This window comes from Paraclostridium sp. AKS73 (assembly GCF_025671395.1).
In the GTDB taxonomy this organism is placed as follows: Bacteria; Bacillota; Clostridia; order Peptostreptococcales; family Peptostreptococcaceae; genus Paraclostridium; species Paraclostridium benzoelyticum.
Map to the genome: position 1 here is coordinate 1 of NZ_JAIXHU010000110.1, position 211 is coordinate 211.

The following is a 211-nucleotide window of genomic DNA, read 5'->3' on the forward strand; positions in this document are numbered from 1 at the left end:
AAAAGAAAGAAATTCGATTCCGTAAGTAGCGGCGAGCGAACGCGGAATAGCCCAAACCAGTGAAGTTTTCTTCACTGGGGTTGCGGACACATCATCAACAAGAGGTAGTCGTAACGAAGAGAGTTGGAAAGCTCCGCTATAAAGTGTAATAGCCACGTAGTTGAAACGAGAAGACTTTAGATGTGATCCAGAGTACCACGGGACACGTGAA

The 211-nt window shown here is 46.0% G+C and carries 1 rRNA gene; it reads left to right on the forward strand.

What is annotated here, in order from left to right:
• Positions 1-211, forward strand: a 23S ribosomal RNA gene (locus LEQ07_RS19925); the annotation flags it as partial.